Genomic DNA, 24473 nt, shown 5'->3' with positions numbered 1-24473 from the left:
GCCGAACACGCCGGTCGAAAACTGTCGTCGGCGGGTTGCAGACTGGGTGTGTGGTGGAGGTGGCCTATCGAGAGCGGCCGGCACGGGTGCCGGGCGCGGTGTTGTGGACGCGAACGGCCGACGGACGCGCCTACCGCGTCCTGCCGGACGGGTGCATGGACCTGCTCTGGATCGAAGGGACGCTGGTGGTCGCGGGGCCCGACAGCCGCGCGTACGACGGATCAGCCGAGGGGGGGACGCGGTTCGCCGCGTTGCGGTTCGCGCCCGGGAGAGCGCCGAGTCTGCTCGGCGTGCCGGCGCGGGAGGTGCTGGACCAACGGGTCCCGCTCGCCGAGCTCTGGTCCGCCCGGCGGGTACGACGCCTGGCCGACCGGGTCGGTACGGCGGCCGATCCCGCGGTGGCGCTGGAGGACGCGGCGAGTGAGTTGTTCGACCAGGCGCCCGATCCGCTCACCACACACGTACTGCGGGGCGTCCGGCGCGGCCTCGGCGTACCGGAACTGGCCGCGGGGGTCGGGTTGAGCGAGCGGCAGCTGCATCGACGATGCCTCGACGCGTTCGGCTACGGACCGAAGATGCTCGACCGGGTACTACGGCTCAACCGCGCGCTCGACCGGGCCCGCAGCGGGTCTCCGCTCGCGGAAGTCGCCGCCCGCACCGGGTACGCCGACCAAGCCCACTTCAGCCGGGACGTGAAGGCCCTCACCGGCGTGCCGCCGCGCGTGCTGCTGGCCCCGGAGCGCGTTCCGGCAGGATGACCGGATGAAGCTGCCGACCCCGCCGGTCGCCCGGACGACGCTGCGGCACAATCCGCTGAACGCGGTCACGGCGTCGGTCGAACGCGTCACGGACGCCGACGGCCGCACGGTCATCCGCAAGGAACTCCGCCGCCCAGCGGCGCCACACACCGGGCCGAGCGACCCCTGGGCCGCCTCCGACAACCCTCGGCACTGGAACTACTGGCGGCGCGAGGTCGAGGTGTACCAGGATCCAGCGTTCGGCCGGCAACTGGCGGACACCGGCCTGCATCTCCCGGCCGCCGAGGTCGAGAGCCTCGACGGCGGCGCCGTGATCTGGCTCGAAGAAGTCCACGGCCTACCAGGCTCCGAGTTCTCCCTCGCAGACCACGCCGCCTTGGCCGCGGCCTGCGGACGCTGGCAAGCGCGCCCCGCCGAACCGCGGCCGTGGACGTCCGAAGGCTTCCTCCGCGACTATTCGACCACCCGTGCCGTCCCCTGGGAACTGCTCGACGACGACGCGGCCTGGCGACAGCGGCTGGTCGCCGAGCACTGGCCACCCGGCCTCTGTGCGGCCTGGCTCCACCTGGTTGCTCATCGCACTGAACTGCTGGACCTCGTCGAGCGACTGCCCAGAGCCCGGTGCCACCTCGATCTCTGGGTCAGCAACGTGATCCGCCGCCCGAGCGGCGAGCTGGCGCTGCTCGACTGGGCGTTCACCGGCGACGGCGCCCTCGGGGAGGACATCGGCAACCACATCCCGGACGCCGTGTTCGACCTGTTCTGGCCGGCTGAGCGGATGCCCGAGCTGGCCGAGACCTGCACCGACAGCTACCTTGCCGGTCTGCACGAGGCCGGCTGGCGAGGCGATCCCGGCCAGGTCCGCCTCGCGGTGATGGCGTCCGGGGTCAAGTACGCCTGGCTGCTGCCGCACCTGCTGGGGCGCGCGGCGGACGAGTCCCACCACGCCTACCACCAGCAGGCCGACAGCCAGCACCTCTTCCAGCAACGAGGTCAGGCGCTGACCTTCGTCGCCGGCCAGTGCGCCGAGGCCCTCAGTCGAGTACGACGGTGAAGCCGCCCGCGACCACTGCGACCCGACCAGTCACGCGACGCCGCGACCGCAGCACCCCCGACGCGTCGTACGAGTAGGCAATGCCACGACCGGCGACCGGTACCGACCGAGAGTGAGCGTCGACGCTGGCAAGCAGTTGACCGTCGCCCAGCCGCAGACTGCTGATCAGCGGCAGCAGCAGCAACGCGTCGACGCGCACCGCCTCGCCTGACGACGTGGCCGCCACAGCTCGCGCACCAGCCGGCAACGGCTGCGCCAGGGTTATCGGCAACAGCGCACCGGGAGCAGCGGACACGCCTTGCGCCCCACCAGCTCCGTGGTCGACCACTCCCAATCGCCTTCCAGCACCGGTCCACGTACTCCGGCCGGCGTCGCGCGCAGGCAGCAGGTCGACCACTGGCAGCACCAACCGCGCCTGAGCAGCAGCGGGCACTTCCCAGGAAGCACTCGACCCAGCAGGCAGTGACACGAAGGCTCCACCGCTCCACTGCGACTCACCCGTCCAGGCCGACGGAGGCGTCACGACCGAAGCGCCACCGGCTAGCTGGGCGGACTCTGCCTCGACCAGCTCGAGCCCAGTGCGGGCCAGCTGCCCAGCGCCGAGCCGGCGTGCCAGTCGGGCCAGTGAGGCATCCAGTGCCAGCATCGAGAACAGGCCGTGAATGGTGGACTCGGCTCCGGAGTTCCGGTTCACCACCCCGTCGCCGGAGATGCCGTCGTACGTGCGGCCGGTGGTCGCGTCGTACATGGGCTCGCCGGCCCGGTTCGCGCCGAAGTACCAGGCGGCGACGAACGCGGCGACCTGCCGGAGTCCCGGCCTGCCGGCGACCGCGCCGACGGACAGCAATCCCTGCAACCGCGCGTCGACGCCGTACGCGATCTGCGTCCGGTCGACCGGTGCCGGGAGCCAGCCGTTGTCCGGGCCGCCCGCTGTCATCAGCAGCGGCGTGAAGCCGGCGGTGTCACCGAGCGCGGGCCGGAGCAGTGAGCGGTCGCCGAGTACTGCACTAGCAGCAGCCAGCGCGGACGGCATCTGCGCACCCCACGCGTGCCAGTTCGAGATCGACTCGCCCCACGGCAGCAGAGCGCGGAACGGCCACTCGCGCACGCCGCCCGCACCCATCGCCGCCACCGCCTCGGCGAACCGGCGCAGCGCGACCCGCGCGGCAGCGGACCCGCCGGCACGGACATAGGCCGACAATCCCAGCACAGCCTCGGAAGTGGCATCGGCACCGGCGACGATCAACCAGGCGGGCACCCGTCGCCCGTCCACCACGTTCCACTGGCCGTACCGCACCAGCACCTGCCGCTCCAGCGCCCGCAGCGCCAGCTCCAGCCGCGCCTTCAGGAACGCCGCGAAGCGCGGATCGACCCGCCGGAAGACCGCGTAGCTCTCCCCCAGCGCCCACACCGTCCGCGCCAGCCAGTACGACGGCCCGGAGTCCGACGGGTCCGGCAGCTCGACCGGTTCGGCGCTCGGGTTGAGCGTGCCGTCGGGCTGCATCCACAGCACCACGTTCCCGGCGAACGGACCGGTCGTGGTCTGCAGGTAGGTCAGCCCGCGCAACAGCCCGTACGCCGCCTTGCGGCTGTGCGCGTCACGGAACGCCTTGTAGTGCCGCAGGTAGACGACCGCGGCCCGGGCGATGTCGTCGGTGTTGAACGCACCCTGGCCGTACGTGTCGGTCGCCGCGTCGTACGGGCCGCCGCCGATCCGCGCATAGGAGCCGTCGGCGCGGCGGTCGGCGTACGTCCACAGCACGCCGAGCGGACCGCTGCCGTACGTCGAGTGCCCAGGCGTCGCCGGCGGCGTGACCGTGTCGCCGAGGAAGTCCAGGTGGCTCAGGTTCACCAGGCGTCCCGGTGAAGGCCGACCAGCGGCAGCCGACGTCGCCGGGACCGCGCCTCCGACCGCGACCGCGAGTGATCCGCCGAGCACGGCCCTGCGGGAGACGGTCATGACAACCGGTCCAGCCTGGCAACGCCGATCTTGGCGTCGGCCATTCCGTAGAAGACGTAGTGCACGCCGTCGACCTGCTCGATCGCGGTCGGGAACACCACGTTGCCGACCGTGCCGATCCGTTCCTCGTCGGTCTCCGGCACGAGCATCGGTTCTGCCGTCCGGTCCAGCACCTTCGTCACGTCGTCGGGGTCGAGCAGCAGCGCGCCCGCGGCGTAACTGACCTTCTGGGTGGTCGGGTCGAAGCCCTTCGGCTGTTCCCCGGTCACCCCGTGGTGGATCACCAGCCAGCCCTCCGGCACCCGCAGCGGCGCCGGCCCGGCCCCGATCTTGAGCTGCTCGAACGCGAACTCCGGCATCGCCACCAGCCGGTGGTGCCGCAGGTGCACCAGGTTGCGCACGTCCTGCTCGACCGCGGCGACCGGCACGAACGAGACCCAGATCCCCGGCCGGTCGTCCTTGATCCCGGCGGGCAGGTGCACGCCCTCGCCCTCGCGGAACCAGCCCAGGTCCCACATCGGCCGGTGCAGCATCGCGTACGCCAGTTCGCCGTCCGGGCCGGGCACGGGCTCGGGGAAGAACACGGTGTCCTTGTTCGGGAACAGGTTGAGATCGGTGTCCAGGTCGGCCTGGTACTCGAAGTGCAGCGGGCCGAGCCGGGTCCAGTTCCGCAGGTCGGCCGAGACCGCGAGGGCGGGTCTCGGCCCGAGCGGCCCGTAGGCGACGTACGTCATCACGTGCGTCGCCAGCGCCGGGATCCAGGTGACCCGCGGGTCCTCGACGCCGGCATTGTTCAGGCCGCGCTCCCAGCCTTCGTCGGGAGCCAGGACGACGCCCTCGCGCCGGACGCCGGTCGGTACGCCGTCGGTCAGCTCGACCTCGGCCAGGCCGACCCGGGAGATGTTGCCAGCAGCAACCAGGCGGGGCAGCAGGTACAGCCGGCCGTCGGGGGTGTGGCCGGTGGCCGGGTTCAGTACGCCCATCGACTCGAGCTCGTTGCCCGGTTCCGGCGTCATCACGACACCGAGGCGCGTCAGCGTGTACGGAACAGTCACAGTGGAGACCTTTCAGGGTGGAGCGAGCGGAAGTCAGCCCTTGACGCCGGACTCGAGGCTGGAGGAGATGAAGCGGCGCTGGAACACGATGAACAGCGCCACCGCGGGCGCGGCCAGCACGCAGGCACCGGCGAGCACTGCACCGAACGGGTTGGCGGCCCGGGCCGACACGGTGGTCAAGTAGTTCGACAGCGACACGGCGAGCGGCTGCAGGTCCTGCTGCTTGGTGATCAGGAACGGCCAGAGGAACTCGTTCCACGGGCCGATGAACGTGAGCAGCACGCCGGTCAGCAGCGCCGGCCGGACCAGCGGGACCGCGACCCGCCACAGGATGCTCAGCTCACCGGCACCGTCGATCCGGGCCGCGTCGAACAGCTCCTGCGGCAGTTGCAGGAAGTACTGGCGGAACACGAACACCGCGGTCGAGTTGATCGCGAACGGCAGGATCATGCCCAGGTAGGAGTCGGCGAGCCCGTAGCTGCGCACGATCAGCACGTACAGCGGAATCGTCAGCAGCTGGAACGGGATCACCTGGACCAGCAGCATCAGGTTGAACACCGTGCCCCGGCCGCGGAACTGCAGCCGGGCCAGCGCGTAGCCGGCCAGCACGCCGAAGACCAGGGTGCCGAGGATCACGCCGCCGGTGAAGATACCCGAGTTCAGCAGCGACCGGCCGAGGTCGATCGCCGCGTTGATCTCGGCGTAGTTGTGCCCGGTCAGGTTGCCCGCCGACGGAAACGCGCCGGTCACCGACGGGTCCGGCTCGGTCTGCAGACTGCCGACCAGCATGTAGTAGAAGGGGAACAGGAAGACGAAGGCCCCGGCCAGCAGAGCGAGGAAGCGCCACGGACCGCGCATCATTCCTCCTTTCCGACGAAGCGCCGTTCGATCAGCGCCAGGATCAAAACCCCGATCACCAGCAGCACGCCGATCGCCGCGCCGATGTCGGGATTGCCCTGCTCGATGCCGCGCTGGTACATCACCAGCACCGGTGACGCCGAGGCGCCGTCCGGGCCGCCACCGCCGGTGAGCAGGTAGGGCTCGGTGAACAGGTTCGCCCCGGTCACGGTGGCCAGCAGGACCACCAGCGTGGTGGCCGGCCGGACGCCCGGCACGGTGACGTTCCAGAACGACTTCCACCGGCCGGCGCCGTCCATCGAGGCCGCCTCGTACAGGTCCTTGGAGACGTTCTGCAGCGCGGCCAGGTAGAGCAGGATGAAGAAGCCGAGCTGCTTCCAGGTCACGTAGATCGCGACCGTCGGCATCGCCAGGTTCGAGTTGACCAGCCAGGACGGGTCCGGCGCCAGCGGGCCGAGCACGGAGTTGACCAGGCCGTTGGAGTTGAACAGGAACAGCCAGACCCCGACCACGGCCACGCTCGCCGTCACGTACGGCACGTAGTAGCTGACCCGGAAGAACGTGCGCCACCGGATCGCCGCGTTCAGCGCGTTCGCCAGTCCCAGCGACAGCACGACCGTCAGCGGCACGTTGATCAGCAGGAAGATGCCGACGTTGCCGAACGCCCGCCGGACCGCCGGGTCCGACAGCACCGCGGCGTAGTTCTCGAACCCGACGAACGGCCGCTCCACGATCGCACCGGGGGCGGCGAAGAAGTAGTCGTGGAAGGACATGTAGACCGCGAACCCCAGCGGGTAGGCGAAGACCGCGGCCAGGAACACGACGTACGGGGTGACGAACGCGGTGCCGATCGGCTGCTTGCCGAGCACCCGGTCGAGCACCCCCGCGCGCCGCCGAGCCGAAGGCGGGGCACTCAGCACTGTCATGACTGCTTGGCGAGCTGATCGACCTTCTGGACTGCTCCGTCGAGGGCAGCGCCCGGGTCGTCCTGTCCGAAGATGACGGACCTGGAGTACGCGTCCCGGAAGGTCTGCCAGATCGTGATCGAGTTCGGCACGTTCGGCACCTCGACCGTGCGGGCCGCCTGGTCGGCGAACTGCTGGTAGTCGGGATTGGCCCGGAAGTACTCCGGGTACGCCGTGGCGACCGCGTCCCGCAGCGGCATCTGACCGGTGGCCTCCAGCAACTTGCCGTCCTGCTCCTTGCTGGTCGCGAACTTCAGCACCTCCCACGCCGTGCCGCGGTTCTTGCAGGACGAGTACATCGCGACGTTCTTGGCGTCGCTGAAGGTGTAGGTCTCGGCCGCGGGCTTGCCGGCCGACGTCGGCACCGGCGCCGCGCCCCACTCGACCTTGTTCTTGTACGTCGCGACCGCCCACGGCCCGACGATCGCCATCGCGGCGGTCCCGTCGACGAACGAGTCGCCGGTGTACTTCTCCTGCGAGGCCAGCTTCTCGGCGTACAGGGTCCGCCAGAACGCGGCGACCCGCTTGCCCTCCTCGGACGCGAACTGCGCCTTGCCGTCCTGGATCAGCTGCTTGCCACCGGTCTCGGCCGCGAACAACGGGTAGAAGTCGAACCAGGACTGGTAGAACTCGTTGCTCGGCGCCGGGTAGATCGCGTACTTCGCGGCCTTGGCGGCGACCAGCTTGCGCGAGGTCGCCAGGAACTCGTCGTACGTGGCCAGCGGCGGCTTGGTGGTGTCGATCCCGGCCTTGGCGAAAGCCTTCTTGTTGTAGAAGATCATCACCGGGTTGTCCTTCCACGGCAGCTGGTAGTACTTGCCGTCGGTGGACTTGTACTGCTCGGCGACCTTGCCGCTGCGCTGCTCGAGATAGGTCTTGCCGTCCGGGAAGCTGTCGAGCGCCACCAGGCCGCCCTGCTTCTGGAACTGCGAGACCGACGCCGGCGAGGTGTTGAAGATCAGGCACGGCGCGTTGCCCGCGGTGATCGCGGCGCCGATCACCTCCTCGGAGCTCTTGCCGGCGGGAATCTCCTGCGCGGTGACCTTCTGGTCCGGGTGGGCGGCGTTCCAGGCCGCCACCATCTGTTTGCCCCAGGCCACTTCCTCGGCGTTGTTGGACATCCAGACGGTGATCTCGCCCCGGGCCTGCGCGGCCGCGTCGGCATCACCTCCGCCGTCACCGCCTCCACAGGCGGCCGTGGTTCCGGCCAGGCCGAAGGCCAGCAGCGCAGCTGTCAGCTTGCGTTTCATGACTCCTCCAAACGTGCGGTCGAGCGGCGGACGACGAGGCGCGCCGGTGGCAGCTCCACGTCGGCGACGGTGTCGTCGGTGCCGGCTCCGTCGATCAACTGGTTGAGGGTGAGCGCGGCGGCCTCGCCGAAGGCGTAGGGGTCGGCGCGCACGGTGGTCAGGCCGGGATGCACGAACTCGGCCAGCTCGCTGTCGTCGAAGCCCGCGATGCTGAGGTCGTCCGGCACGGTCAGGCCGGCTTGCTGAGCGGCGCCGAGACCGGCGATCGCCATCCGGTCGTTGGCGTACACGATCGCGGTCGGCCGCTCCGGCAGCGCGAGCAGCCGCCGGGTCGCCTCGATGCCGCCGGCCGCGGTGAAGTCGCTGACCTCGATCGCGACCGGCTCGAGGCCGGCGGCGGCCAGCGTGGCGACGAAGGCGTCCGAGCGCGCGGTGGCGTGCACGAACGCCTGCGGACCGGCGACGTGCGCGATCCGGCGGTGCCCGAGCTCCAGCAGGTGCTCGACCACCGCGACGGTGCCGGGACGGTCGTCCAGGCAGACGGCCGGGAAGGGCGAGTCGCCTTCCGGCCGGTTCAGCGTCACGGCGGGCAGGCCGAGCTCGCTGAGCAGGTCGATGCGGGGATCGTCGTGGCGGAGGTCGGAGAGAAAGACCCCGTCGACCCGGCCGTCCTGGGCGAGGCGCCGGTAGCCGGCCGCCTCGTCCTCCCCCGGCCGGGCGACCTGGAGGACCAGCGCCTGCCCTCGGGTCGCCAGCACGCTCTCCACCCCGGCGATGAACGCCGGGAAGAACGGGTCGGACGACAGCACCGCCGGGTCCCGGGTGATCACCAGGCCGAGCGCGAACGCCTTGGACACCGACAGCGACCGCGCCCGGTTGCTCGGCCGCCAGCCGAGCTCGTCGGCGGCCGCGAGGATCCGGTCCACGGTCGCCTGCGCCAGCCCCGGCCGTCCGTTCAGCGCGAACGAGACCGCGCCCTTGGACACCCCGGCCCGGGACGCCACATCGGCAATCGTCGGTCGATCCTTGGCCACGCGGCCCTCCTGATGAGCGTTTAAACCGGTTTAAACAGGCACTAAACCGGTCAAAACCCGCGCCGTCAAGAGGTCAAGCCCTCTGCAGCCGGTAAGGAACGCTGCCGCCGCGGTCAGCGCGGAGGGCAGGCCGAAGCCGGCGACCACCTCTGCGGTGGTCGCCGGACGACGGGATCGGCTGTCAGCCCAGGGCGCGCTGGAGGTGGTGCCGGTAGGTGCCGAAGTCGGCGAGAACGTCGGCCGCAGTCGGAGCGCTACGGAGCGCGCCGACGCCTTGACCGGCGTACAGGGAGGCGGCGGTGGGGTCGGCGGCGCGGGTGGCGGCGACGTACTCGGCGTGGGCGGCGTCGTCGGTCTTCAGGGCCTGCTCGCGGCCTTGCCAGCGGTCGAAGAAGTCGTTGCGCAGCGCGCGGCCGCCGAACTCGTCCGGCCAGCCGGCCCGGGAGGCGGCATCGAAGACCGTGCCGTAGACCGTGTCCGCCTCGCTCGCCGCGAGCAGGCGATCGCGCGCCGCGGGCGGAGTGAGGGCCTCGACCGCGGTGAGGAAGGCGGTGCCGACCCAGCTGCCGACCGCGCCAGCCGCCAGCACCGCGGCGAGTCCGCGCGGGCCGGAGATGCCGCCGCCGGCGAGCACCGGTACTTCGGGACCGCCGGCCGTCGAGGTGGTCAGGTCGAGGATCGCCTGCAGCAACGGCAACGTGCCGACCTCGTTGCGCCCGTGCCCGCCCGCCTCGGCTCCACGCGCGACGATCAGGTCCACGCCCGCCGAGATCGCGGCCCGCGCGTCGGCGACCGTGCCGGCCTGCGTGGCGACCGTGATGCCCGCCTGCTGCAGCTTCCCGACGTACGGCGCGTAGTCGCCGAAGCTGAGCGACACCAGCGCCGGCCGGAGATCCAGGACGGCGTCGAGGTGCTCCGGACGATCAGCGACCGACCAGGCCATCAACCCGATCCCGTACGGCTTGCCCGACGCGGCGGCGATCGCCCCCTCGGTCCGGATCCACCCGGCGCTCACCGCCGACCCCGCCCCGAGCATGCCCAGCCCGCCGGCCGAGGAGATCGCCGCCGTCAGCTTTCCGCCGCTCACCCCGGCCATCGGCGCCCCTACCACCGGCACCGTCAGCCCGAACCTGTCCATCAGCCAGTTGCCCATGCTCACAGGGCACCACAGCGAGCCGGCGCCCGCCATGGCGAGCATCACCCAGCGAGAACGACGAAGGCCGCCCCGGGGATCCGGAGCGGCCTTCGGGGTGACGACGGGTCAGTGCTTGTAGGCGTCCGACTGCGGGTCGCCGTGGCAGCGCTTGTACTTCTTGCCGGAGCCGCACGGGCACGCCACGTTGCGCGGCGTCCCGGCGTACTCGAGACCGCCGGCGTCGCCGTCCTCGGTGCGGACCTCGACCTCCTCGTCGCCGTCGATCGTCGGCGCGGAGTAGGACAGCCGCTGCGGCTTGCTCTCCTTGCCCAGACCCTTGGCGAGCAGCCGCGGCTTGTCGGTCAGCCGCGGACCGTCCTGCGGGCGGTCGTCCTGGCGGCCGGGGAACTCGGCCACCGGGGCGCCGGGGGTGAGGATGTCCTCGGCCTCCTCGACGACCTCGGCCGCGGCCACCTCGGCGCGCATCGCCTCGACGTCGACCTCGACGTTGAAGATGAACGCGACCGACTCCTCCTTGATCGACTCCATCATCGCGGCGAACATGTCGTAGCCCTCGCGCTGGTACTCGACCAGCGGGTCGCGCTGCGCCATCGCGCGCAGGCCGATGCCCTCGCGCAGGTAGTCCATCTCGTACAGGTGCTCACGCCACTTGCGGTCCAGCACGCTCAGCACGACGCGGCGCTCCAGCTCGCGCATGGCCTCGGTGCCGAGCAGCTGCTCGCGCCGGTCGTACGCCTCGCGGGCGTCGGTGGTGAACTTCTCCACCAGGAAGTCCTGGGTCAGCCCGGAGCGGTCGCCGCCGGCCTCCTGGATCAGGTCCTCTTCGGTGAGCTCGGTCTGGTAGAGCGTGCGCAGGGCGGTGAACAGGGCGTCCAGGTCCCAGTCCTCGGCGAAGCCGTCGGAGGTCGCACCCTGCACGTAGCCGGTGACGGTCTCGTCGAGCATGTCGAGCACCTGGTCGCGCAGGTCGGCGCCCTCGAGCACCCGGCGGCGCTCGTTGTAGACGACGTGCCGCTGGCGGTTCATCACGTCGTCGTACTTGAGGATGTTCTTCCGGGTCTCGAAGTTCTGCGCCTCGACCTGGGACTGCGCCGACGCGATCGCCTTGGTGACGATCTTGTTCTCCAGCGGCTGGGTGTCGTCCTCGTTGCGCGACATCGCCCAGTCGACCATCTCGCGCTTGAACAGCCGCATCAGGTCGTCCTCGAGGGACAGGTAGAAGCGCGACTCGCCCGGGTCACCCTGCCGGCCGGACCGGCCACGGAGCTGGTTGTCGATCCGGCGGGACTCGTGCCGCTCGGTGCCGAGCACGTACAGGCCGCCGGCCTTGCGGACCTCGACCTGCTCTTCCTTCACCTGCTGCTCGAACTGCTCCAGCACCTTCGGGTACTCGGCCTCGTACTGCTCCGGCGACTCGACCGGGTCGATGCCGCGCGAGCGCAGGTCCTTGTCGGCCAGGAACTCCGGGTTGCCGCCGAGAATGATGTCGGTACCACGGCCGGCCATGTTGGTGGCCACCGTGACCGCGCCCTTGCGGCCGGCCTCCGCGACGATCGCCGCCTCCCGCGCGTGCTGCTTGGCGTTCAGCACCTCGTGCGGGATGTTGCGCTTGCGCAGCTGGCCCGACAGCCGCTCGGACTTCTCCACCGAGGTGGTGCCGACCAGGATCGGCTGCCCGGTCTCGTGCCGCTTGACGATGTCCTCGACGACCGCGTCGAACTTGGCGTCCTCGGTGCGGTAGATCAGGTCGCGCTGGTCCTGGCGGATCATCGGCTTGTTGGTCGGGATCGGCACCACGCCGAGGCCGTAGATCTTGGAGAACTCGGCCGCCTCGGTCATCGCCGTACCGGTCATGCCGGCCAGCTTGTTGTACTGGCGGAAGTAGTTCTGCAGGGTGATCGTCGCCAGCGTCTGGTACTCCTCCTTGATCTCGACCTTCTCCTTGGCCTCGATCGCCTGGTGCAGGCCCTCGTTGTACCGGCGGCCGTGCAGCGTCCGGCCGGTGTGCTCGTCGACGATCAGCACCTCGCCGTCGACGACCACGTAGTCCTTGTCGCGCTTGAACAGGTCCTTGGCCTTCAGCGCGTTGTTCAGGTAGCTGATCAGCGGGGTGTTGGCCGACTCGTAGAGGTTGTCGATGCCGAGCCGGTCCTCGACCTTCTCGATGCCGCGCTCGAGGATCGCGACGGTGCGCTTCTTCTCGTCCACCTCGTAGTCGGCGACCGGGCGCTGGTCCTCGGCGATCTTGTCGTCGGCGAACCGCGGCTTCAGCTGGGCCGCGATGTTGGCCATCTCGACGTACCAGCGCTGCGAGTCCTCGGCCGGGCCGGAGATGATCAGCGGGGTCCGGGCCTCGTCGACCAGGATCGAGTCGACCTCGTCCACGATCGCGTAGTTGTGCTCGCGCTGCACGCAGTCGGCGATGTCGTTCGCCATGTTGTCGCGCAGGTAGTCGAAGCCGAACTCGTTGTTGGTGCCGTAGGTGATGTCCTTGGCGTAGGCCAGCCGGCGCTCGGCCGGGGTCATCTCCGGCAGGATCACGCCGTAGTCGACGCCGAGGAAGTGGTACACCCGGCCCATCCACTCGGCCTGGAACTTGGCCAGGTAGTCGTTCACCGTGACCACGTGCACGCCCTTGCCGGACAGCGCGTTCAGGTACGTCGGCAGGGTGCCGACCAGGGTCTTGCCCTCACCGGTCTTCATCTCGGCGATGTTGCCCAGGTGCAACGCCGCGCCGCCCATGATCTGGACGTCGTAGTGCCGCTGGTGCAGGGTCCGCTTGGCCGCTTCCCGGACGACCGCGAAGGCCTCCGGCAGCAGCGCGTCGAGCGACTCCCCGTTCTCCACCCGCTGCTTGAAGTCGGCGGTCTGCCCGCGCAGCTCCTCGTCCGACATCGTGACGAAGTCGTCCTCGATGGAGTTGACCAGTTTGGCGATGCCCTCGAGCCGGCGCAGCGTCTTGCCCTCGCCGATCCGCAGGACCTTGTCGATCACCTTCATGGTGGGCAGTTCTCTCCTTGCTGCTGAAGCCTGGTTGCGGCGGAGGTGCCGGCGTCGCACCCGGACAGGGCGCGGCACGGTCCACCCGCCGGGCGGCGTGCGTCACCTATCGTACGGGCCAGGTGCCACCACGCCACGTCGGCTGCGTGCGTCGGGGCTTTCCAGACCTCACGACCGGCAGGCCGGGAAAGTTCCGCGAAGGCGCGGCCGGTGCGGGTCAGCGGCCGCGCAGGGCGTGACTGAGTGCGGGCGCCAGATCGCCTGACCCGGCGACCTGGACCTGGCTCAGCCCGAGCCAGCCGGCCAGCTGGACCAGCTCGTCGGCGAGCTCCTCCGGGGTCTCGGGAGGCGCTCCGGCCTCGCTGTGCGCCGACTGCACCAGCAGTACGCCGGCCGGCCGGTCCGCCTTGAGGTCGACCCGGGCCACCAGCCGGTCGCCGAGCAGGAACGGCAGCACGTAGTACCCGTAGATCCGCTGGTCGGCCGGGACGTAGATCTCGATCCGGTAGCGGAAGCCGAACAGCACCTCCGTCCGGGTCCGCTCGAACACCAGCGAGTCGAACGGGCTGACCAGGGCTCGCGTGTTCACCCGGCGTGGCAGCCGGGCGTCGCGGTGCAGGTACGCCTGACGCTTCCAGCCCTCGACACCGACCGGCAGCAGCTCGCCGGAGTCGACCAGGTCGCGGACCGCCTGCGCGGTCGGCGCCGGCGCGGTCCGGAAGTAGTCCTTCAGGCACTGGGCCGTCGCCACCCCGTGCGCCTTCGCCGCGATCCGCACGAGCTCCCGGTGCGCCTCCTCGGGCGACGGCGTCGGCGTCGCCAGCACCCCCGCCGGCAGCACCCGCTCCGGTACGTCGTACAGCCGCTCGAACTGCTGGTTGCGCCCGGCGACGGTGATCTCGCCGGCGAAGAACAGGAACTCCAGCGCGCGCTTCACGTCGGACCAGTTCCAGCCCCAGTGGTCGCGGGCACGCTCGACGTCGTCGTCGATCTGGCGCGCGGTCAGCGGGCCCTGGTCGCGCACGTCGGCGAGCACCTGCTTGAGCAGGTCGGGCCGCTCGGCCGCGATCGACCGCGGGCCGCCCCACGCCTCGGTGGTCGCCCGGGCCATCCGCCAGCGCAGCAGCGGGTGGGTCTCGACCGGGATCAGCGACGCCTCGTGCGCCCAGTACTCCACCAGGCGGCGCGGAGCCTTGCCGGACGCGCGGTCGAGCAGGTCACGCGGGTACGGCCCGAGGCGGGAGTAGAGCGGCAGGTACTGCGCGCGGCTGAGCACGTTGACCGAGTCGATCTGCAGCAGCCCGATCCGGCCGAGCACCCGGTTGAGCGCGCGCCGGTCGGGCACGCCCTTGGGGCGCGGGTCGGTGAACCCCTGGGCGGCCAGCGCGATCCGCCGGGCCTGGGCCTGGGACAGCACCTGCGTCTGCGGCTTGCTCGTCGTCACGCCATGATTCTGCCGCCCGCCACCGACAGTTCAGTACACGGCGGTCCAGGGCCGGGACAAGCTGGCCGGCCCTGGGGCCGCACGTCGGCGATTACCAGCATCTGGGTCGACCCAGCGACGGGTCCGAGCCCGGCCACGACGTCGCGGTGATGACCGCGCAGCTCAGCAGCTAGACCTTCAGAGGGCAAGGAAAGGGGCCCGGGCAACCGCTCGGGCCCCTTTCCGTGCTCCTCCCGCGATCTGTGGGCCTGTCGGGTGGCGTGGTTCCTCCGGCTCCACCTGAGGCCCGGAGGAACCACTCCCCGTCAGGTCAGACGGCCAGCCGGATGACGCCGTAGTCGTAGCCGCGGCGGCGGTAGACGACGCTGGGCTGGTTCTCGTCGGCGTCGACGAACAGGTAGAAGTCGTGACCGACCAGTTCCAGCTCGTAGAGCGCCTGGTCCAGCGACATCGGCTTGGCGGTGTGGGTCTTCTCGCGCATCACCAGCGGACCATCGCCGGTCACCGTCAGCGATCCGATCTTCTGGGTGGGCACCTCGTCCTCGGTGCTGTCCTCCGCCTCGGGGGCCAGGCCGTTCACCGGTTGCTTCGCGTTCAGGTGGCGCAGTCCCTCGGGCGCGTGCTCGCCCCGGTGGACCCGGCGCCGGTCGGCCGCCTTGCGGACCTGGGCCCGCAGCCGGTCCAGGCTGACGTCGAACGCGGCCTGCTTGGTCTCACCGCAGGCTTCGGCCCGGACCACCGGACCCTTGGTGTACATCGTGAGCTCGACGCGCATCGCTCGATCGTGCTGTCGCGGGTTCTTCTCCTGACTGACTTCCACCTCGCATCGCAGCACCCGGTGATCGACCTTCTCGATCCTGGCGAGCTTTTCCTCGACGTACTGCCGGAAGCGGTCACTGACCTCGCAGTGATGACCCTTGACAACGACGTCCACGGAAACCTCCATCGATCGGCGACATCTTTTTTACGTCTCGGGACCTCCGTTTCCTGCGTCCCGGCGCCCGAAACGACAGCACCCGCTGGCAAGCCCGCCGGACTCCGTGGAGAGGGATCCGGCTGATCCGGTCCTGTTCCACATCACTGCCCGACAAGCCCTAGCGGGTGTCATGACCCAACGCTAGTCGGCTTCGGCGGAAACCGGTAGGGAAGTTCTCATGAACCGGATGCCGTTCGTCGCCGGGTCGCGGCCAGCACCGCACCGCCGAGCACCGCAACGCCCGCTGATTCCAAGGCCCGGACCGCCTCGGTGAGCGTGGATCCGGTGGTGAGCACGTCGTCGACCACCAGGACCGGCTGACCGGTCAGCATTTCAGCCCACCGCGAACGGGCCGCGAAAGCTCCGGCCAGATTGACCACGCGTTCCGCCTCCGACAGTCCCGCCTGGTCCGCCGGCCGCCGGACCACCCGCAGCGCGTCCGCCGGCCGGACGTCGTAGCCCTGCCGGCGAAGGTGGCGCGCGGCAACGACCACGATCCGCCGCAGCGGCTCGTGCCCGCGCGCGCGGTCCGTGGCCGGAGCCGACGGGACCGGGCACAGCCAGACCGCCCGCCGCCCCTCGATCGCGCGCTCCACCGTCGCGGCGAGCAGGTGCCCGAGCGGTCGGGCCAGGGCGTACCGAGCGTTCTCCTTGTGCTCGATGATCAGCCGTCGCAGCACCCCGTCGTACGCCGCCGCCGCGGTCGCCGGCTTGAACCCAGCAGGCACCGGGTCGGGACGCGCCGCAAACGGAGTCGCCGCTCCCAGTTCGGCGCGGCACTGCGCGCAAACGGAGGCGCCGGGCCGCTCGCACCCCGCGCACGTCCCGCCCAGCACGAGATCCACGAACGCGTCCCGGATCCCCACCCGCCAACCCTCTGGCATGGTCCCCCCACGCCGCAACCACGCCCTGTGGACAACTTCCGGCCCATCAGCCGGGCGCCGCCCCGACTCAGCCGAGCAGACCGGTGATGGTGGTCATGACCGGAATGGAAATCAGGGTGCTGAGCAGGACGGCGCTGCGGGCGAGCCGGCGGCCAGAGCGGTAGTGGACGGCGTACACGTAGATGTTCTGCGCGGTGGGCAGCGCCGCCAGCAGCGTCGGCCCCAGCAGAGCCGTACCCTCGAGGCCGAGCGCCCACCGGCCGACGGCGTACGCCACGGCCGGCTGCACCAGCGTCTTGAGGGTCACCGCGAGCGCAAGGTCCGGGCCGGGGCCCAGGCGGACGGACTGCCGCGCACCGCTCAGGCTCAGCCCGTACGCCACCAGCGCGACCGGCACGGCGGCCGCACCCACCAGATCGATCGGGCGCATCAGGATCGCGGGCAACTCGAAGTCGACGGCCGCGACCAGCAGGCCGAGCAGCGACGCCACGGTCAGCGGGTTGCGCAGCGGGCGCGTGATCACCGTCCGCAGTGATGCCCGGCGACCGGAACCCTGCCGGTCACCGTCCAGCACCGCGAACGCCACCGGCGCCATGATCAGCAGCTGGAAGAGCACGATCGGCGCCACCAGCGCCCCGTCGCCCAGCACGTAGACAGCCACCGGCATGCCGAGGTTGCCGGCGTTGACGTACGAGCTCGCGAGCGCGCCGATCGTCGCCTGCGCGCGGTCCCGGCGCCAGATCAGCACGGCCACGCCGAGGTACGCCGCGAGACCGACGACCACGCCCGCCAGGCTGGTCAGCAGCACCGGCGAGAAGATCGCGCTCAAATCGGCCCGGGCCACCGTCGCGAACAGCAGGGCCGGGGTGGCGACGTAGAACGCCAGCCGCGACAGAACCTGCTCGTCCTCCGGCCGCAGCACGCGACCCAGACCGACCAGGTAGCCGAGCACGGCGACCGCGACGAGCGCGAAGAAGGCACCGACCACGGACGACATGCGCTGCTCAGGCGTCCGGTCGGCTTGTCATCACCAGCATCCTAGGAACCGGCCGCGCTCGCCCCGCCACCGGTCCCGCATGCCGGACCGGTCAGGGTCGGTCCTCTTGCAGCCGCGCCGCCCCGGTCCTGCGGGTGAGTGGCAGCACGGTGGTTGCTGCCAGCACGCTTCCGCACACCATCACCGCGGACACGGACAGGTGGTCCACGACCAGACCGCCCAGCAACGCACCGGCCGACAGCGTCGCCTGGAAGGACGAGGTGAACAGCACCGTGGTGGCTTCCCGCGACTGCGGTGCCGCCTCGGCGAACCAGCTCATCGAGCACGCCGGAATCGCCCCGTACGCCAGTCCCCAGACGACCAGCAGAGCCACCGCCGGAACGGCTGCCCGGCCGACGAGTGGAAGGAGCGCGGTCGCGACGGCCAGCAGACTCGCCGCGGTGACGAACGTGCCCCGGAGGTTCCGGGCGATGCCCAGGCCGGCCAGAACGTTGCCCGCGAACCCGGCCACGCCGTACACCAGCAGCAGCGGGCCGCCGTACGCCGCGGGGATGCCCGTCACCTCGCGCAGGAACGTGGTGACGTAGGTGTAGGTGCCGAAGTGGGCGATGACGATCAGCGAGGTCGCGGCCAGGCCCAGGCGAGTCCGGCGCAGTTTGAGCACTTCCACCAGCAGGCGCAGGCGGGTGGGGAGTTCGGCGGGCAGCGGCGGGACCACCAGGAACAGCATCCCGAGCACGCCCACTGTGACCAGACCCAGCACCGCGAACGCCGTACGCCAGCCCGCCGACTCACCGAGCAGCGTCCCCGCCGGTACGCCGACCACCGATCCCAGGGGCACTGCGGAGAAGATGACGCCGGTCGCCCGGACCACTGACCGTGGCGGCACGAGCCGAGCGGCGAGCCCCGCACCGATCGACCAGAATCCACCGATCACCAGTCCGACCAGGACCCGAGCGACCAGCTGCACCCAGAACTCGGTGGCCATCGCGGCCAGGAAGTTGGCGACCGCCAGGACCGCAATGAGCACGCACAGCATGACCCGGCGGTCCAGTCGCGCCGTCAGTACCGTGACGACCGGAGCAGCGACCGCCGCAACCAGGCCGGGCACGGTCATCAGCAGCCCGGTACGGCCTGGCGTGACGTGGAAGTCGGTGCCGATCGGTCCGAGCAGACCGACCGGCAGCAACTCCGCGGTGACGATCGTGAAGATCCCCGCCGTCACCGCACCGACGGCCAGCCACCCCAGTCCTGACGTCTTCTCGATGGGGCTTGTTGATGGTCGAGCTGTCTGGGACATGAGCCCCAGTCCAGCCGCTCCACAACGCGTCGGCTGGCAGATTCGCGACAGCCTGGTACTTGCTCGACTACCCCGTCGCTTACTTGCCGACTACCCGAACTGCCCCGGCTGGTAGTCGCCGGCGGGCTGCTCGACCATCACGTTCAGCCGGTTCGCCGTGTTGATCATCGCGATCAGGCACACCAGCGTCGCGAGCTGCTCCTCGTCGTAGTGCTTCGCCGCGTTGGCCCACACCTCGTCCGGGACACCCCCCGCGGCGTCGGCGATCCGCGTCCCCTGCTCGGTCAGCTCCAGCGCAGCCCGCTCCGCCTCACTGAACACCGTCGCTTCCCGCCAGGCCGCCACCAGGTTGATCCGCGTGGCGGTGTCCCCGTCGTGCGCCGCGTCCTTGCTGTGCATGTCCGTGCAGAACCCGCAGCCGTTGATCTGACTCGCCCGAAGCATCACCAGATGCTGCGTCCCCACCGGCAGCGTCGACTGCCGCAGTACGGCGTGGGTCGACGCCAACGTCCGCATGACCTTGCCGGCTGTCGCGCTACCCATCAGATCCAGACGAGCGTTCATGGTGTTCTCCTTTGTCCGTTGCGCTGTGTCGGACATAAGGCACCGGTGCTCGGCGCTCTGTGACGCCGGCGGAACGTGAGCTGCACCACGGGGATGGGAGGTCGATCCGTTGCTCAGCTCATCGTCTCTCGGCCTAGCTTGCCTTGAGCGTGTCTGCTGACGCAGGCACCCAGTACGCCGCCCCCTCCCCGGCTAGGTCGGCGGAAACGCCAGGATGTGCAGCAGGGCCACCTGCGAGGCCGCTCCGACGATCTCCCCCTTCGCCATGCGGTCCTTGACCGAGTCCAAGGGAATCCACGCCACCCGCTCGGCCTCGTTGACGTCCGAGGGAGGACCTACGTGATCGGCTCCGAGCGCCACGAAGGTCAGGTTCTCGGCATCGGCCATGCCGACGTTCGGCTGCAGCGCGACCAGCGGTCTGAGATCACGGGGGCGCCAGCCGGTCTCTTCCTCGACCTCCCGGGAAGCTGACTCGATGGGCGTCTCCCGCGGATCGACGTACCCGCCGGGGAGTTCCCACACCCACCGATCGATGACGAACCGATGGCGCCACATCATCAGCACGTTGTCGCGACCGTCCAGCACAGCGACCACCGCGGCCTTTGGCATCCTCAGCACGTACTGCTCGAAAGTCACACCATTGGGGAGCTCGACCGACGCGATGCTGAGGTTCAGCCGGCGGGAGTTGTCCACGGTGCGTTCGCTGTGGATGGTCCACTTGGTCAGCTCATGGTCGCCGTCGGTCGCCATGCGCGGAGGTTACCGGTCGAGGGGCTGCAGGTCGGTCGGCGTGGTTGCCAGCTGGGTGGCGCAGAGGCTGCCGGTGGGTCGCGGCCTGCGTTCAGCGGCGTTTTCCGCGACCTTGAGCACGGTCCAGCCGTCCGTACGCCGGGTCGCTGGCTGAGCCGTGCCCAAAGTCGCCGCTGCAGCGGGGGGACGGGTTCAGCCCGGATACACCGGATCCACCACCACCGGCGGATCCTCCAGCGTCTGCCAGCTCAGGTCCTTCTGCTGCCAGTGCATGCGCCCGTCCGTGTCCTTCACGGCCGGCAGCGTGTCCAGGTTGCTGTTGGAGGCCAGCGTCTTGGCCTCGAAGTTGTTCGCGACGCCCGGGACGAGACGGGGCTGCGACCCGTCGGTGTTGACGAACCAGAGTTCACGAGCGGCATCGGGGCGGGGCTTGCCGGCGACGAGCACGCCGAGCTGACTCCAGGTGGCGTCGGTGATGTCGGTCAGCGAGAGCTCCAGTTTGCGGAACTGGCCGAGCTGGAGCTGCTTGGCGTCGTTGCTGTTGACGGTGCCGGTCTGGACGAAGTTCTTGCCGGCCTTGTCGCGCATCACCATCAGCGCGCGTACGCCGTCCGGCGCCATCCGCAGGCTCAGCGGGGTGTTGCCGAGGAAGTTGACCCGGACGTCGGAGACCTTGCCGTCCTTGGCGCGGACCCGGAGCCGGGGCGCGCTGCTCCTGGCCCGGTCGACGATCCAGAGGTTGTCCTGGTTGTCGAAGCTGGGCCGCAGCACCTCGCCCTCGGTGCGCACGGGATCGACCTTGTCGTCCTCGTCCAGGGTTTCCAGCGGCGCGACGGCGACCGAGGGTTTGCCGTCGACGGTGGTGACGATGGCGCCGTCGGAGCCGCGCAGGTTCACCGCGAACGACTCGGCCGTGTACAGCGAGAGCGCGCTGTCGTCGAGCGGGCTGGGGCCGATCGGGCCGGAGCCGTCGAGCGGGATGCGCTGGACCTTGCCCTTGCTGACGCCGTACAGGTCCTTCATCTGCGGGACCGGGACGGCGGGGTCGAAGTTGGCGAAGTTCGAGAACTGCAGGGTGTCGGGGCTGGTGTCGCCGAGCAGCTTGGTGCCGCCGACGGTGATCTTCACCCGGGTGCTGATCGGGCGCAGCGTCCACATGATCTGCGCGGCGAGCAGTTCGCGGTCGCCTTCGGACAGGCCGTTGGCGACGTCGCTCAGCTCGACGGTGGCGGTGCCGTTGTCGACCGGGACGGACACGTTGACCTGGGTGCCGGGCGGGGCGGCGGTGCCGGCGCCGTTGCCGAGCCGGCTGGTCGGGCCCTTCAGCAGCTGCTGGATGAGCTGGGTGGCGTTCTGGCCGGCCGGCAGGTCGCGGGGCAGGAAGATCGGGTCGGGCACCAGCATGTTGCGTTCGCGGTTGGCGAAGTACAGGGCGAACGGTTCGAGCCGCAGCTCGAGCTGGTTGCTGCCGAGGAACACCCCGGGCGGCACGCTGGCGACCCGGTACTGCCCGTCCACCTGGGTCACCCGGAAGTCGAACGACACGGTGCTGGTGCGGGGCGCCGACGACCAGCTGCCGCGCTGGTCGATGGTGCCGACCAGCGGCGCGCGGAGCCGGAAGACGTTCTTGGTGGCGGGCGTGATCGCTTTCGTCGAGCTCTGGTCGTAGACCGAGATCCGGGTCTCGGGCTTCCACTGCGCGGCCGCTTCCGGCGTCAGGTACTCCCGGGCCACCTCGTAGCCGCCGAAGTCGGACATCGCCTCGACGAACCCGTTCACGATCGCCTGCGGGTTCATGTTGCGGCGCGGCGACTGCGCCTTGACCCCGACCATGCCGCCGCCGGCGGCGGCCGGGCCTTCCTTGCTGTCGCGGCGGATCTCGCCCTTGGTGGGCACGGTCGCGCAACCGGTCGCCAGCATCAGCGCGGCCAGCGCCGCGGCGACCAGGCCGGCACGGCGGTGTCTCACAGCTCTTCACCACCCGTCAGCTTCTGGTACGGCGCGCCGACGTCGACCAGCGACATCTCGCTGACCACCCGGGACGCGTCGGCCGGCCGGGCGGGCAGCGGCGACCCGGACAGGGTGACGTCCGGGCGACGCGGCAACGTGAGCCGGAAGTAGGCGCCGTCGCCGGGCGAGCCCCACGCGTCCAGCCGGCCGCCGTGCAGCCGGGCGTCCTCGAGCGCGATCGACAGGCCGAGTCCGGTGCCGCCGGTGGTTCGGGCCCGGGCCGGGTCGGCCCGCCAGAACCGGCTGAACACCATCTCGGCCTCCTCGGCCCGGAAGCCGATGCCGTGGTCGCGGACGGCGACCGCGGCGGCGTCCTCGTCGGTCGCGGTGCTGATCCGGATCGGCCGGCCCTCGCTGTGCTCGATCGCGTTGCCGATCAGGTTGCGCAGGATCCGCTCGATCCGGCGGGAGTCGACCTGGGCGCGGCACGGCTCGGGCATCGCCAGCTCGACCTCGCAGCCCTTCCGTGCGCGCAGGGTCTCGTGGTTCTCCAGCACCCGGGCGACGATGTCGCGCAGGTCCACGTCCTCGAGGTCGAGCGCGGCCGCGCCGGCGTCGAACCGGCTGATCTCCAGCAGGTCGGCGAGCAGCTCCTCGAACCGGTTGAGCTCGTTCTGCAGCAGCTCGACCGAGCGGCGGCTCATCGGGTCGAACTGGTCGCGCGACTCGTGCAGCAGGTCTGCGGCCATCCGGACCGTGGTCAGCGGGGTCCGCAGCTCGTGCGAGACGTCGGAGACGAAGCGGCGTTGCAGCCGGGACAGCTCCTCCAGCCGGCGGATCTGCTGCTGCAGGTTGCTGGCCATCTTGTTGAACGACACCGCGAGCCGAGCCAGGTCGTCGGTGCCGCGAACCTGCATCCGCTCCTCGAGCTTGCCGGCCGCGAGCCGCTCGGCGATCCGCCGGGCCATCCGCACCGGCGTGACGACCTGCCGGGTGACCAGCCAGGCCACGGCGCCGAGCAGGACGACCAGCAGCAGGCCCGCGGTGAGCAGGGCGCGCTGGACGACGTCGAGAATCTCCTGCTGGACCGTGAGCGGGAACAGGAAGTAGACCTCGTACCGCTCGCCGGTGGAGTTCACCCGGACCTGGGACCCGATCGCCAGGCCGGGTGCACTGGCCTGGCCGTCGTAGTTGATCTCGGTGTAGGTGTCGAACAGCTTGGACTCGTCACTGGACACCGAGGACTGCAGCTCGTGCGGGACCGACGAGCTCTCCACCCCACCGGTCTGCTGGATCAGCGTGGAGCCGGAGGTGTCGGTCGGCATCAGCACCACGTCGTACAAGCCGGCCCGGTTGGAGCTCTGGACCAGCTGGGACAGGTTCTGCGTGATGGTGGCCGGGTCGGCGGCGTTGATCGAGTTGGTCAGCGCGGTCAGCTGCGCGGCAGCCTCGGCCTGGGCACTGGTCCGGCGCGACTCCAGCACGCCGTCGGTGACCTGGCTCATCATCACCCAGCCGACCAGGATCAGCACCACGGTCGACATCAGCAGGGTGCCGGTGACGATCCGGGCCTGGATCGAGCGGCGCCAGATGTCCGGCCAGTGGGCCGGGTGGGTGCGCCAGAACGGCTGCGGCTGGGCGTGCCAGTCCACCCCTGCGGCAGTGAGCTCGATCTCGGTCCCGCGGGGTTCCGGTGCGGTGTCCGGCTTCTCCGCCTGCGACGACTCGTCGCGGCCGTACTCGATCAGTCCGCACCCGCCTTGTAACCGACGCCGCGGACCGTCACCACGATCTCCGGGTGCTCGGGGTCCTTCTCGATCTTGGACCGCAGCCGCTGGACGTGCACGTTGACCAGCCGGGTGTCGGCGGCGTGCCGGTAGCCCCAGACCTGCTCGAGCAGCACCTCACGGGTGAACACCTGCCACGGCTTGGAGGCCAGGCAGACCAGCAGGTCGAACTCCAGCGGGGTGAGCTGGATGGTCTCGCCGCTGCGCTTCACCGAGTGTCCGGCCACGTCGATGGTCAGGTCGCCGATGGTCAGCGACTCCGGGCCGGGCTCGTCCATCCGCCGCAGCCGGGCGCGGATCCGGGCCACCAGCTCCTTGGGCTTGAACGGCTTGACCACGTAGTCGTCGGCACCGGACTCCAGCCCGAGCACGACGTCCACGGTGTCGCTCTTCGCGGTCAGCATCACGATCGGTACGCCGGACTCGGCCCGGATCGCCCGGCAGACGTCGATGCCGTCCATCCCGGGCAGCATCAGGTCGAGCAGCAGCAGGTCGGGCTTGAACTCGCGGAACGCCGGTACCGCCTTGTCACCGGTCGCGCACAGATAGGTGTCGTAGCCCTCGTTGCGCAGCACGATGCTGAGCATCTCCGACAACGCCGTGTCGTCGTCGACGATGAGGATGCGGCCCCGCATCGTCCGGTTACCTTCTGCCACGCCCTGCTCCTTGCCGGTCCGGATCGTAGTGCGCTCAGTGATGCGCCCAGCGGCTGCTGGCCGTGCGCACTACGG

The 24473-nt window shown here is 70.4% G+C and carries 20 protein-coding genes; 2 read left to right on the top strand and 18 right to left on the bottom strand.

Going from position 1 to position 24473, the window contains the following annotated elements:
• Nucleotides 1-50 precede the first annotated feature (50 nt).
• Together KFLA_RS08105 and KFLA_RS37825 are read left to right on the top strand one after the other, a co-directional pair.
• Nucleotides 51-758: a helix-turn-helix transcriptional regulator gene (locus KFLA_RS08105; RefSeq protein ID WP_237706750.1), complete on the top strand. Its 708-nt coding sequence runs from the start codon at nt 51-53 to the stop codon at nt 756-758.
• Between the two features lie 4 nt (nt 759-762).
• Entirely contained in the window at nt 763-1812 is a 1050-nt protein-coding gene (locus KFLA_RS37825; RefSeq protein WP_012919293.1) for an aminoglycoside phosphotransferase family protein, read from the top strand.
• Here KFLA_RS37825 and KFLA_RS08095 read toward each other — a convergent pair.
• The 18 genes from KFLA_RS08095 to mtrA all read right to left on the bottom strand — a co-directional run bounded on the left by KFLA_RS08095 (nt 1793) and on the right by mtrA (nt 24377).
• A complete protein-coding gene (locus KFLA_RS08095) occupies nt 1793-3664 on the bottom strand; it encodes a hypothetical protein (protein WP_237706749.1) in 1872 nt (623 codons plus the stop codon). The two genes, KFLA_RS37825 and KFLA_RS08095, sit on opposite strands and share 20 nt — an antisense overlap.
• A 104-nt stretch (nt 3665-3768) precedes the next feature.
• On the bottom strand, nt 3769-4827 hold the full coding sequence (locus tag KFLA_RS08090; protein ID WP_012919291.1) for a glycoside hydrolase family 130 protein: 1059 nt from the start codon (nt 4825-4827) through the stop codon (nt 3769-3771).
• Between the two features lie 33 nt (nt 4828-4860).
• A complete protein-coding gene (locus KFLA_RS08085) occupies nt 4861-5685 on the bottom strand; it encodes a carbohydrate ABC transporter permease (protein ID WP_012919290.1) in 825 nt (274 codons plus the stop codon).
• Nucleotides 5685-6611, bottom strand: a complete 927-nt coding sequence (locus KFLA_RS08080) for a carbohydrate ABC transporter permease (protein ID WP_012919289.1) — start codon at nt 6609-6611, stop codon at nt 5685-5687. Before KFLA_RS08080 ends, KFLA_RS08085 begins: the two co-directional genes overlap by 1 nt.
• Nucleotides 6608-7900, bottom strand: a complete 1293-nt coding sequence (locus KFLA_RS08075; RefSeq protein WP_012919288.1) for an extracellular solute-binding protein — start codon at nt 7898-7900, stop codon at nt 6608-6610. Before KFLA_RS08075 ends, KFLA_RS08080 begins: the two co-directional genes overlap by 4 nt.
• Entirely contained in the window at nt 7897-8934 is a 1038-nt protein-coding gene (locus KFLA_RS08070; protein ID WP_012919287.1) for a LacI family DNA-binding transcriptional regulator, read from the bottom strand. The genes KFLA_RS08075 and KFLA_RS08070 overlap by 4 nt, the downstream gene beginning before the upstream one ends.
• Before the next feature lie 181 nt (nt 8935-9115).
• Nucleotides 9116-10087, bottom strand: a complete 972-nt coding sequence (locus tag KFLA_RS08065; RefSeq protein WP_041289891.1) for an NAD(P)H-dependent flavin oxidoreductase — start codon at nt 10085-10087, stop codon at nt 9116-9118.
• 108 nt (nt 10088-10195) lie between these two features.
• On the bottom strand, nt 10196-13090 hold the full coding sequence (secA, locus tag KFLA_RS08060) for a preprotein translocase subunit SecA (RefSeq protein WP_012919285.1): 2895 nt from the start codon (nt 13088-13090) through the stop codon (nt 10196-10198).
• A 217-nt stretch (nt 13091-13307) separates the two neighbouring features.
• Nucleotides 13308-14534: a winged helix-turn-helix domain-containing protein gene (locus KFLA_RS08055; protein WP_012919284.1), complete on the bottom strand. Its 1227-nt coding sequence runs from the start codon at nt 14532-14534 to the stop codon at nt 13308-13310.
• A 310-nt stretch (nt 14535-14844) separates the two neighbouring features.
• Nucleotides 14845-15468, bottom strand: coding sequence for a ribosome hibernation-promoting factor, HPF/YfiA family (gene hpf, locus KFLA_RS08050; protein ID WP_012919283.1), 624 nt, complete (start codon nt 15466-15468; stop codon nt 14845-14847).
• A gap of 218 nt (nt 15469-15686) precedes the next feature.
• Nucleotides 15687-16376 carry a ComF family protein gene (locus tag KFLA_RS08045; RefSeq protein WP_041289205.1) on the bottom strand — a complete coding sequence of 230 codons (690 nt, stop codon included), beginning with the start codon at nt 16374-16376 and terminating at the stop codon, nt 15687-15689.
• Between the two features lie 85 nt (nt 16377-16461).
• Complete coding sequence (locus tag KFLA_RS08040) at nt 16462-17391, bottom strand: AEC family transporter (protein ID WP_012919281.1); 930 nt, start codon at nt 17389-17391, stop codon at nt 16462-16464.
• A 91-nt stretch (nt 17392-17482) separates the two neighbouring features.
• The gene (locus tag KFLA_RS08035; protein WP_012919280.1) at nt 17483-18691 is read right to left on the bottom strand and encodes an MFS transporter; all 1209 of its coding nucleotides are present in this window, start codon (nt 18689-18691) and stop codon (nt 17483-17485) included.
• 90 nt (nt 18692-18781) lie between these two features.
• Nucleotides 18782-19255, bottom strand: coding sequence for a carboxymuconolactone decarboxylase family protein (locus tag KFLA_RS08030; protein ID WP_012919279.1), 474 nt, complete (start codon nt 19253-19255; stop codon nt 18782-18784).
• Between the two features lie 192 nt (nt 19256-19447).
• Nucleotides 19448-20005 (bottom strand): NUDIX hydrolase, encoded by a 558-nt coding sequence (locus tag KFLA_RS08025; protein ID WP_012919278.1) that lies wholly within the window; start codon nt 20003-20005, stop codon nt 19448-19450.
• Nucleotides 20006-20197: 192 nt separating this feature from the next.
• Nucleotides 20198-21973 carry an LpqB family beta-propeller domain-containing protein gene (locus KFLA_RS08020; RefSeq protein ID WP_012919277.1) on the bottom strand — a complete coding sequence of 592 codons (1776 nt, stop codon included), beginning with the start codon at nt 21971-21973 and terminating at the stop codon, nt 20198-20200.
• A complete protein-coding gene (gene mtrB, locus KFLA_RS08015) occupies nt 21970-23607 on the bottom strand; it encodes an MtrAB system histidine kinase MtrB (RefSeq protein WP_012919276.1) in 1638 nt (545 codons plus the stop codon). The genes KFLA_RS08020 and mtrB overlap by 4 nt, the downstream gene beginning before the upstream one ends.
• 92 nt (nt 23608-23699) lie before the next feature.
• Nucleotides 23700-24377 (bottom strand): MtrAB system response regulator MtrA, encoded by a 678-nt coding sequence (mtrA, locus tag KFLA_RS08010; protein ID WP_012919275.1) that lies wholly within the window; start codon nt 24375-24377, stop codon nt 23700-23702.
• Nucleotides 24378-24473 lie beyond the last annotated feature (96 nt).

It is taken from the genome of Kribbella flavida DSM 17836 (genome assembly GCF_000024345.1).
Taxonomy (GTDB): domain Bacteria; phylum Actinomycetota; class Actinomycetes; order Propionibacteriales; family Kribbellaceae; genus Kribbella; species Kribbella flavida.
Note: the sequence above shows the minus strand (reverse complement) of the source record. Positions and strands in the feature narration are given on the sequence as shown.